This is a genomic window from Dictyobacter arantiisoli (assembly GCF_008326305.1).
GTDB classification, from domain to species: Bacteria; Chloroflexota; Ktedonobacteria; order Ktedonobacterales; family Ktedonobacteraceae; genus Dictyobacter; species Dictyobacter arantiisoli.
The window spans coordinates 1-10019 of the sequence record NZ_BIXY01000134.1 but is presented as its reverse complement, the minus strand read 5'-3'; the positions used below and the strand labels follow the sequence as shown (position 1 = coordinate 10019).

The following is a 10019-nucleotide window of genomic DNA, read 5'->3' as shown; positions in this document are numbered from 1 at the left end:
CCCACAGGTCTTCCAGCGCTTTGGAAAAGATCTCTCACTTCTCATTAAAGGTCGAGGAGGAAAGCCAGATCGTCAAGTCAGCTTCTATCAGAACCAGGACTGGACGAAAAAGAAACTGGCCTTCCAAGGAGGGAGCCAGGGCGACATGGATGTTGTACGGACCCTGGTTCGTCTCCGAACTCGCTCTAAGTTGGGAAAACCCTGTTGTATCTGCGGCGAAGCACACAAACAGATCGAGATGCATGTGCGCCGCTTCGGCAGCAGAGATAGAGCGCACCAGATGGTGCGAGAACTGATGGAGGGTTCTCTGTACACCCCACTTACCCTCCCCTCGAAAGAGGAAGGCGACCATAGCATGTGGGGAAGGCCGGGTAAGGGGAAGTCACCAATCTTCTGAACGGCCAGTACAAGGCGTGTATGGCGAAGACAACACTGTATGAATCCTAGTTCCGCTGGCCTTTTCGATGGCCCTGACGGAAGGTGGCTACAAACGTCAGGACTAGCGTCTATGTCTTGATTGGTGCACTCAAAGCATATCCATCGGCGCTAGCAGGCCCTTTGTACGAGGGAGAAAAGGGACGAACGGGACGCCTGGGCACGCTGAATCTCACTCTGCTGTAAAGGCGGGATACCCTAAACAGAGCGCAAGCTCTGCATGGGTACGGACTTCCCGTAATACCCAAGGTGGGCCTGTAATGGGTTCCGCAGATCGCCCCACAATGGCGTGGCTGTGATACTGGTACGAGGATAAGGGGATAGTAATATCCGCGAAACCAGAAGTGCCAGGGGGAAGGGGAAGAGTTTACGACAGCTTCAAAATACCCGAAAGCGAGGACGTGCTGATGCTATCCGCAACAGTGATTAGGAGATTAGAAGCACTTGAGACGATTTCAAAACAGGGAAAACCGATCAATGGGGTATTCCGATTGCTGGAAAACCCCATCTTGTGGCATGAAGCTTACGCCAACATCTATGCCAATACAGGAGCAATGACGCCAGGCGTAGATGAAGTGACCCTCGATGGGTTCTCCGAAGAACGGGTCACGTCCATCATTACGCGACTCAAAAGCGGAACCTATCGATTTCAACCAGTTCGCCGGACCTACGTCCCGAAGAAAAATGGCAAGAAACGCCCACTCGGTATCTCTTCTGGGGATGACAAACTGGTTCAAGAGGTGGTGCGAATCATCCTGGAACGGATCTACGAACCTATCTTTGATAACCATTCGCATGGTTTTCGAGCAGGACGATCCCCACACACCGCATTGGAGCAGATAGATCGACAATGGCAGGCAGTCAAATGGTTTGTGGACATGGATCTTCGAGATTACTTCAACACGATCCCACATGATCTGTTGATAACATTACTCTCGAAGAAAATTGAGGACAAACGCTTTCTTCGCCTCATCCAAGCCATGCTAGATGCTGGCTATGTGGAGGATTGGCGCTATCACGCCACGTACAGCGGTGTTCCTCAAGGCTCAATCTGTGCTCCCATCCTCGCCAATGTGCTCTTACACGAACTAGACACGTTCATGAGCGCGACGAAACGCCGGTTCGACCAGGGGAAGAAACGAAAGGAGAACCCCTTGTACCGGCACTACTCCTACCAAATTCGATCACTCAGAGGAAAATGGGATAGCCTGAAGGGAAAGGAGGAAGCAAAACACGAGCTTCAGCGCATCCAACAGGAAATACGACGAATCGATCAATTGCGGAAGCAGATACCAAGCGGAGATCCGTTTGACGGCGGTTACAAGCGCCTCTTCTACTGTAGATATGCCGACGATTTTTGTCTCGGAATCATTGGTTCGCGTGCAGATGCGGAGCAAGTCAGACAGGAAGTGCGACAGTTCATCGAGCACAACCTCCGACTCACCATAGCCGAAGAGAAATCGCATATCTGTCACAGTAAAAAGGGCGTGACGTTCGTCGGGTACGAGCTAAGAACTTACTCAGCAGATCGAGTGATCAAGCTCAAACGCGGCACTCGCCACACCTGGGTAAAGTCGCTCTCTGAGGCGATCCAGCTTCATATTCCCCAGGACAAAATGCAAAAGTTTTGTACGCAAAGGGGATATGGGGATTACGTGACTGGGAAGGCCACCCACAAACCGCAATGGATGAATCTCACTGATGCCGAAATCATTCTTGCCTACAACGGAGAGTTTGGAGGATTGGCAAACTATTACGCTCTGGCAACCGGGGTGAAGAAGACCCTGCACAAGCTCGAATGGGTCTGGCAAACGAGTCTTTTGAAGACCCTGGCGAACAAGCACAAGACAAGCGTAAACAAGATTGTCAAACGGCTCAAAACGCAAGATGGACTCAAGCTCGCTGTGAAAAGAGAGCAAGAGACACGCTACACCAAGGTCTTTCGCTTGAAAGACCTCAGAAAACCAGCGCCGCACGACTCGCAACTCGATGTCCAGCAAAATGGATATGTCTGGACGCTCAGCTTCTCCGAAGTCATGAAACGACTCAACAAGAAGCAATGCGAGTATTGCGAGACGACGGAAGGGCCATTTGAGGTGCATCACGTGCGAAAGCTGAAAGATGTCGCAAAAGGAAAGGCGTTCTGGCAGCGTATGATGGCGGCCCGCCGCAGGAAAACACTCGTCCTGTGTCGTAACTGCCATCACCAACTTCATGCAGGTACACTCCCTGACAAAGAGTCTCTCAAGAAGCGCGTAAATGGCGAGCCGTGTGCGTCGAAAGGTGCACGCACGGTTCTGAGGGCGGGTGACGGGTGATCCCTGTAAAGGGACATCCGCTCCCGACCCTACCATATCCGACATATTCGGAAGCTGAGTAACAAACGGGTGGCAACCGGCTTCAATCGGCTCCTGCGAGCCATGAACCGCAAGCAAGTACCCGTGTGCTCAGACTGTCATTGGAAGATCCACCGAGGAGAGTACGATGGTCTCAAGCTCTCCAATCTGGCGTATCTTCCGCGCTAAACAAGAATGGTAGTGGCTCTTGGAGAGCCGGATGCACGAAAACGTGCACGTCTCGGTTCGGCGGGGAGGGGTTGGTGTTCCTGAGCAATCAGGACCCGGCCTCTTACCCGACTCTTTTCGTCAAAATGGCACTGACTGGCCATATCGTAGGCCGAAATTGCCACAAATTGATTCAAATTTCATGCTCGTATATCATTTATTGAGGGCCAAACAACTGGAAGAGATTGAGGCGGAGATGGAGAAGGTAGGCGGGGCGCACGGTCATGCGGCCGTGCATCCTGCCTTTCAGGTAATTCATTCTGTTGGGCAGAGCGGAGCTGGTGGTACAACGACATCAATTAGCCCAGTGGCCACATCAGCGGCGACGAGTTGGTTCTAGCGGCAGCATACGCGTTGGAGAAGGAGAATGAGTTGATGATCGCACACGCGTTGTGGGAATATAGTAATCTTCTTCTTGTTGTTTTGTCGGATGCAGCGGGACCCCACAATGGGGACAATAGGGATATTTTGTGGGTCTTCATTGCTGACAAAGCGGGCATTAGTGCCTCTCTGGGCTTTTTTAGAGATGCAGAATGGGTTGTATGGGTTAAGGTGGGGCAGTGACCGGTGGGCGTATCAGGCAGCATCTCATTGCATCCCTGCCGTACAATATGCAGGACGCATATTGTACGGCAGGGATTACTTCCTGGGACAGTCATTTGGACAGCAAAAGTCTTCAATGCTTGTAGAAATGTGTAATCGGTAAAATACAAATCTGCAATAAGTCATCCTTCAAACGCTCACACTCTACACATTCACCTGCTGCTCCTGATACCATTGGACTGTTGCGTGGATGGCTTCATCAAGAGGGGTTGCATGGAGGCCAAACGCTTGCTCAATAGCGCTGGCATCGACAATTTGCGGCTCAGTATATTGGTAAAACATTTCGACAAACTCATGCATGAAGGGATTAAAAAGGCCAAGGGCTTGGATAGCCAGCTTGGGAAAAGCTTGAATGTGTACAGGCTTGCCGAGCGTTTTGCCGATCAGTTGCGCCATATCGCGCTGCGTGACAACCGGAGTAACAACGGGCACATGCCAGACCCTTCCCAGGGCTTCGTCATGTTCTCCCAACAGCGCCAGACCTCTCGCAACATCTCCAATATAACTATAGCAGTGAGGAAGATCAATATTGCCTAAGAGTTGGATCGATTTCCCTGCCAGTGCGGCGGGAAAGACGCGATCGCCCAGTGCCGAATTGAGGACACGTGGTCCAAAGAAATCAGCCGCCCGACCGAGTGCAATACGCACTTTTCCCTCGCGATGGGCTGTGAGATAGGCTTCTGCGACTCTTGCTCGCATCTGTCCTTTGCGCGTGATAGCGGCGTTTGGACTCCTCTCTTTCATGACTTGCCCATGTGTTTGCCCATACATATACAGCGTATCAGTCACAATCAGCTTTGCTCCAGTAGGAGCAACGCCCTCTATGATGCTCTCTTGTAAGCGAGGAATGATCGCCACTTGCTGCTCATAAGAGACGTTCGCACAATGATAGACGGTAGCAGCCCCTTGACAGAGGTTGCGTACGACATCCGACTGCAAAGCATCGCCAGCGACCAGTTCAACTCCTGCTGGAGCTTGTCCCTTGCCGCTGCGATTCACTAGACGAACTTGCTTACCTGCGGCCTCCAATTGCTCAGCAAGCGTGAGACCCACCGGGCCAGTTCCGAAAATGACATGCAATTCCTGACGTATGTTCTTCATGGAAGGTTCCTTTTTCTCGGTTGTTCAGTATATATTTAAACGATAGTAGAAAATTTAACAATGATAGATAATTGACAAAAAATAACGAACTTTTCCTGCTTCGTGCTCTCTTCCCGCCAAGAGCGTGGTCGAGATCGGCCAGCAGTGGCAAGGGAGCAATGCAAGAGGGACCTGAAGAGTGCAAAAAGCTTATCCAGCGCTTTTTTGCTGTGTCATTCCGGTCAGCAGTGCTTGGAGTCCCTGATGCAGTAAAAGCCTGGCTCGTGGTTCTCCTCCTTCAATGCGCTCAACCAGAGTCAGGCTCACCATGCCATGCATCAGACTCCAGGTTATCTCAACTGCGCCAAAATCATCTTCCAGAACGATACCGCTCGTCTGCGCCCAGTCCTTCAGCGCTGCGAGAGAGACCATGCCAGCAGCGCGTCCTGCACGCGTTGTTTCCTGAATATCAAGTGGAACGCCTCCCAGCCCATTCATGATTTGATAGAGTTCCGGGTTGCTTCGAGCAAAAGCCCAGTAAGCATCAACGATTTTGAAGAGACGTTCTCGGCGATCCTCTGTCGAAAACTGGGCTTGTTGCATACTGGCAATGAGTTGCTGATAGCCCTCACGCATTAACTCCAGGAGAATCTCTTCCTTATTCGCAAAGTACTCGTAGATCATCGGCGCACTATACTCGATCTCATCCGCCACTTTGCGTATAGTAAGCGCAGGCCATCCTTCGAGCCTCGCAATCTTGTGAGCAGCGGTCAAGATACTCTCCCTGGTCACTTGTTTTTCACGCTCGCGTCTCTCTTTGATACCCATTCATCGATCTCCGTGAGAAAATTTAACATCGTTAGAAACAATAATAACAAAGGGCATCCCAAAAGTCAAGGGCTTTTCTCAAGAGACCAGACGCATGTGCTTCATGAGAAAATTGAGGAGTCGAAGGGTGCCGTTTCAAAATGTCGTATCCTTTGAGTTCCCTACCATATGAGCAAGCGTCCTCTCTACCAATCTCCCGAATAAACCTTGCTTCATAGGTAATATGACCTTGCCCCGATTTGAAAGAGTCCCCAAAGCTGAGATATACGAAGCGAAGCTTGAGAAAGGGACCAATCATGAGCAAGGTTCAAAAAGTCTACACCAGAGAATTCAAAGAAGAAGCAGTACGGCTGGTACAAACATCGGGCAAGTCAATAGCTCAGATCGCGCGAGAACTGGGAATATCGGATAGTGCGATTCATAACTGGCGCAAAGAATTGGCAAAGCATGGAGAAGAAGCATTTCCAGGAAAAGGGCATCAGACTGCGATAGAAGAGGAAAATCGACGCCTCAAACGAGAATTGGAACGAGTCCAGCAAGAACGTGATATTTAAAAAAAAGTAGTGAGCATCTTCTCACAGGACCAGCGATGAAGTATCAATTCATCGAAGAGCACAAGCACGAGTTTACAATAGTGGTGATGTGCGGTGTGCTCGGGGTCTCGGAAAGTGGCTTTTACGCCTGGTGCAAACGTCCAACCTGCCGACGGAAGCAGGAAGATGCTCAGTTGACTCCGGAGATCAAGCAGGTGTTTGAGGTGCACCAGGGAAGATAGGGTGCACCGCGTATCCACAGAGATGTGCATGATGAAGGGATGAGCTGCTCGCGGAAACGCGTGGCCAGGCTAATGCGAGAAGAAGCGTTGTCAGCCAGAAGGAAACGGCGTCGTGTGATCACGACAAAAAGAGACGAGAAGCATCCTGTGGCTCCAAATCTCTTGAATCGAGATTTTCATGCCGAAGAGCCAGATAAGAAATGGGCCGGTGATATTACCTATATCCCTACCAAACAGGGGTGGCTCTATGTCGCAGTGATCCTGGATTTGTATTCACGAATGGTCGTAGGGTGGTCTATGTCAGGCAGTTGTGATGAGAAGCTGGTAGAACGCGCACTTGAGCAAGCCCTGGTACGCCGTCATCCGAAAGCAGGGCTCTTGCATCACAGTGATCGAGGAAGTCAATATACATCACAGGCATATCAGGCGTATTTGCAGCGATACGGAATCCAGTCGAGTATGTCGAGAAAAGGAAATTGCTGGGATAATGCTGCAATGGAGTCATTTTTTGGCACATTAAATGATGAGTGTATTCAAGAAATATTCTATGTATTGCATGAAGAAGCAAGGTCAGCAATTTTTACCTATACAGAAACGTATTACAATCGAATTCACCGTCACTCGACTCTAGGATATATGAGTCCGTTCCAGTATGAAAGAATGGGAGAAATACGTACGTTATTAAACGTTTGACGTAATATATTTTCCATGGTAGAATAATTATGTATTACGTCATTTACGTACGTAAAAACGTTTTTATTCTCCTCAGCTCCAACCTCTGGAGGCTCTACGAAAACGGGTCAAGATCACTATTTCATCATTATGCACAAGGTAGTGATCTATCACTAGCGGCACAAGCACAGGAAGTGCTTTCCACTTATCATCAAGAAATGAAAATGTTTAATCCACCTCCTGATCATCCCGCACTTGAACTCATACAGAGCAAGACCAGCACTCTCTTAAAAGTAGCTATTCTTCGTGAGATAATGCAAGCTTTAGCCTTTAATCATTCTTCTCGCTATTCTCGTGAGAGTATTAGTTTCGTTGATCAAGCAGTTCTGCCACACCGTTTGTGGGTCAAGCAAGCGGTCTTGCAACTTGGGTTGAGCCTTCTCCTGGAACTTTTTTGTGTCCTCGGTTCTGACAGACCCTTGACATCTGCTAAATGCGGGTATATACTTCTATCATGGAAAGGACATTTCCCTGTCATTGCACAACGCTGCGCTACACTGCGCAAACGCTCACTGAGGTCTATGATCGAGTCCTTGCTCCCAGCAGTCTCAAGGTGACACAATATGTGCTTCTGGAAAGCATTCTTCAGGATGAAGCTGAGCAAAGCATTACCGACCTTGCCCAACAGCTAGGAAGTGATCGTTCGACCATTGGAAGAAATATACATCTTCTCGCGCGCGACGGGTTGGTCTCTCTGAGCAGAGGAAGCGACCGACGAGAGCATACCGTACACGTCACTGCGCGGGGACGTGAAGCTGTTTCTCTCGCTCGTCCCTTGTGGCAAAAGGCCCAGACAGCCGTTGCAGATACCCTTGGACAGGATCAACTGCAGATGCTCAAGACGCTGCTTTCTCAATTGGAAGAGGTAAACATCTAAATTTTTTACTAATGCGGGTATATACCCATATCAGGCAGGAAGTAAATAGGAATCAGCGTACCTTGTTCTAACAAGGATAGGCAGAGAATCTCTGCCAGAGGAGAAAGAGTAAAGAAACATGTCTCTCAAATATAGTGTCTACCTTTCCACGGGCTTTGTGGGAGAACTGGCGAGCTTCAAGGACCCCATACAAGCCTATGAAACACTGACCCATGTGGCCCAAACGGCTGATGAACTTGGATTTGAGACGGTCTGGTTGCTGGATCATTTTCATCCCCTTATTCCCTCTCAGGCCATGTTTTTTGAGAGCTGGACCACAGCGGCGGCTTTCGCGCGCGATACCAGGCGGGTGCGTATCGGACACCTGGTGACCGGAAATAACTACCGCAACCCTGCCTTACAGGCGAAAATGGCTTCGACTCTCGATGTGCTCTCGCATGGGCGCTACACCTTTGGCATCGGAGCAGGCTGGCACGAGCATGAGTATCACGCCTATGGCTACCCGTATCTCGATGCCAAGACGCGGCTGCGGCAGCTCGACGAAGCTGTCCAGGTCATTCGGGCCCTGTGGACGCAAGAGGAGGCCACTTATGCGGGAAACTATTACCAGGTTCGCGGCGCGATCAACCAGCCCAAAGGGGTGCAGCAACCCCATATTCCCATCATGATCGCCGGAAGCGGTGAGCGGGTGACGCTCAAACTGGTGGCCCAATATGCCGATGCCTGTAATGTGCAAGGCGATATTGCGACCATTGAGCGCAAGTTTGACGTGCTGAGAACCCACTGTGAGGCGGTTGGACGCCCCTATGAGAGCATTCACCGGACCGCCCTCACGCTTTGTGCTCTTGGTGATACCGATGAGCAGGCCCGCTCCCTGGTCCCTGGATGGGCTCCCCTCGTTTCCCCAGTCTCAGACATCCAGTCGTATGGTCTCGTTGGAACCCTTGGGACGATTCGCCAGCGTCTGGCTGCCTATGAGGCGGCTGGTGTCCAGGAACTCGTGATCAGCTTCTCTGACACCCCTCAACTGGATACCATGCGTCGTTTTGCCAGCGAGTTTATCCAGTAACCAATGAGAGAGGAAGCAACAATGAGAAAAGTCATTGAATCGACCCTTGTATCTCTGGACGGCGTCATCGGCGATCCAATAACCTGGATCAATGGGTATTTCGGCAAGCAGGCCCAAGAAGTCGCTTTAGCACAACTGCTGGTAAGCGACGCGATGTTGATGGGCAGGCACACCTACGAAATGTTTGCCGCGACGTCGGGCGCTGGAACGAGTGCCTACAGCGCAAGGATGACGAGCATTCGCAAGTATGTCTTCTCATCCACCCTGGAAAGGGCCGATTGGAACAACTCGGTGATCATCAGGAGCAATGTTGCCAATGCCGTGTCCAGGCTCAAGCAGGAGGATGGTCAAGATCTGGTCTTCTATGGTCATGGCCCTCTTGGGCAAACCTTGTTGGAGCATCACGTGCTGGATGAGCTGCGTCTGTGGATACACCCGCTCCTCGTTGGCTCCGGCACGCTGTTGTTTCGGCAGAGCGAAAAGACGACCCTGAAACTGGTCGCGACAAAGACACTAGAGCAAGGCGTCGTCGTTCTCACCTACCAACCTGACGCGGCCTGATCAGAGGGTATTCTTGTTGAGGTGTGATGAAGATCTGCGAAAATGTGCAGGAAGCACATTTTCGATCAGGGTTGTGAACTGAGCGGAATATGGACAGCAGGGTATCCGCGCCATTTGTCTACGATCGGACGCCATCCCAGAGACGGCAACGATTACCGACGTGTCTAGTCTTTATGCTGAAACCCTGGGTTTGACGCGCGAACATGTCCAGGATTTCAGCACCAATTTGAACCTACTGAAGCGGTTGCCCATACTTGCAGAGGGAGCGAATGTGGCCGCCTTTATGGCTTCCGATCAATCCAGTGCCATGACGGCGGCTGTTGCCAACCTGAGTTGTGGCTTCATCACCGATTAGGGCTTCTGAGGAACAACGGATACTGTTGCTAAATTGCCAAGCTCACCTCCGGAGTTTTCATGGCAGCAAACCGTGAGGTGCGCGTCTTGGCATGAGGGACACCCGCCATCCAAGACGCGAAACGCACCAGGTTGATAGCT

9 protein-coding genes and 2 pseudogenes are annotated in these 10019 nt (G+C 50.8%); 9 read left to right on the top strand and 2 right to left on the bottom strand.

Features of this window, described 5'->3' with window-relative positions; translation table 11 throughout:
• The 4 genes and pseudogenes from F1593_RS29135 to F1593_RS26175 all read left to right on the top strand — a co-directional run.
• Positions 1 to 397 (top strand): annotated as a pseudogene (locus F1593_RS29135) (hypothetical protein); the annotation flags it as partial.
• A gap of 445 nt (positions 398 to 842) precedes the next feature.
• Positions 843 to 2753: a reverse transcriptase domain-containing protein gene (locus F1593_RS26180; RefSeq protein ID WP_149404510.1), complete on the top strand. Its 1911-nt coding sequence runs from the start codon at positions 843 to 845 to the stop codon at positions 2751 to 2753.
• A gap of 15 nt (positions 2754 to 2768) precedes the next feature.
• Entirely contained in the window at positions 2769 to 2960 is a 192-nt protein-coding gene (locus F1593_RS30020; protein WP_371873918.1) for an HNH endonuclease, read from the top strand.
• A gap of 31 nt (positions 2961 to 2991) precedes the next feature.
• Positions 2992 to 3339, top strand: coding sequence for a hypothetical protein (locus F1593_RS26175; RefSeq protein ID WP_149404509.1), 348 nt, complete (start codon positions 2992 to 2994; stop codon positions 3337 to 3339).
• Between the two features lie 407 nt (positions 3340 to 3746).
• On the opposite strand, the gene F1593_RS26170 is transcribed toward F1593_RS26175, so the two are convergent.
• Positions 3747 to 4703: an NAD-dependent epimerase/dehydratase family protein gene (locus tag F1593_RS26170; protein WP_149404508.1), complete on the bottom strand. Its 957-nt coding sequence runs from the start codon at positions 4701 to 4703 to the stop codon at positions 3747 to 3749.
• Positions 4704 to 4892: 189 nt separating this feature from the next.
• Positions 4893 to 5510, bottom strand: coding sequence for a TetR/AcrR family transcriptional regulator (locus F1593_RS26165; protein WP_149404507.1), 618 nt, complete (start codon positions 5508 to 5510; stop codon positions 4893 to 4895).
• Positions 5511 to 5806: 296 nt separating this feature from the next.
• Here F1593_RS26165 and F1593_RS30175 point away from each other — a divergent pair.
• The 5 genes and pseudogenes from F1593_RS30175 to F1593_RS26130 all read left to right on the top strand — a co-directional run bounded on the left by F1593_RS30175 (position 5807) and on the right by F1593_RS26130 (position 9879).
• Positions 5807 to 6978, top strand: a pseudogene (locus F1593_RS30175) (IS3 family transposase).
• A gap of 493 nt (positions 6979 to 7471) precedes the next feature.
• Positions 7472 to 7894 (top strand): MarR family winged helix-turn-helix transcriptional regulator, encoded by a 423-nt coding sequence (locus F1593_RS26145; protein WP_172632466.1) that lies wholly within the window; start codon positions 7472 to 7474, stop codon positions 7892 to 7894.
• 118 nt (positions 7895 to 8012) lie between these two features.
• On the top strand, positions 8013 to 8963 hold the full coding sequence (locus tag F1593_RS26140; RefSeq protein ID WP_149404502.1) for an LLM class F420-dependent oxidoreductase: 951 nt from the start codon (positions 8013 to 8015) through the stop codon (positions 8961 to 8963).
• Between the two features lie 21 nt (positions 8964 to 8984).
• The gene (locus tag F1593_RS26135) at positions 8985 to 9524 is read left to right on the top strand and encodes a dihydrofolate reductase family protein (RefSeq protein WP_149404501.1); all 540 of its coding nucleotides are present in this window, start codon (positions 8985 to 8987) and stop codon (positions 9522 to 9524) included.
• Positions 9525 to 9684: 160 nt separating this feature from the next.
• On the top strand, positions 9685 to 9879 hold the full coding sequence (locus tag F1593_RS26130) for an SDR family oxidoreductase (protein ID WP_149404500.1): 195 nt from the start codon (positions 9685 to 9687) through the stop codon (positions 9877 to 9879).
• Positions 9880 to 10019: the final 140 nt, after the last annotated feature.

Excerpts from the sequence above, each read along its gene's own strand:
- F1593_RS26175 (WP_149404509.1), top strand. The coding sequence starts at position 2,992 with ATGCACGAAAACGTGCACGTCTCGGTTCGGCGGGGAGGGGTTGGTGTT.
- F1593_RS26145 (WP_172632466.1), top strand. The coding sequence starts at position 7,472 with ATGGAAAGGACATTTCCCTGTCATTGCACAACGCTGCGCTACACTGCG.
- F1593_RS26140 (WP_149404502.1), top strand. The coding sequence starts at position 8,013 with ATGTCTCTCAAATATAGTGTCTACCTTTCCACGGGCTTTGTGGGAGAA.
- F1593_RS26135 (WP_149404501.1), top strand. The coding sequence starts at position 8,985 with ATGAGAAAAGTCATTGAATCGACCCTTGTATCTCTGGACGGCGTCATC.
- F1593_RS26165 (WP_149404507.1), bottom strand. The coding sequence starts at position 5,510 with ATGGGTATCAAAGAGAGACGCGAGCGTGAAAAACAAGTGACCAGGGAG.
- F1593_RS26180 (WP_149404510.1), top strand. The coding sequence starts at position 843 with ATGCTATCCGCAACAGTGATTAGGAGATTAGAAGCACTTGAGACGATT.
- F1593_RS26170 (WP_149404508.1), bottom strand. The coding sequence starts at position 4,703 with ATGAAGAACATACGTCAGGAATTGCATGTCATTTTCGGAACTGGCCCG.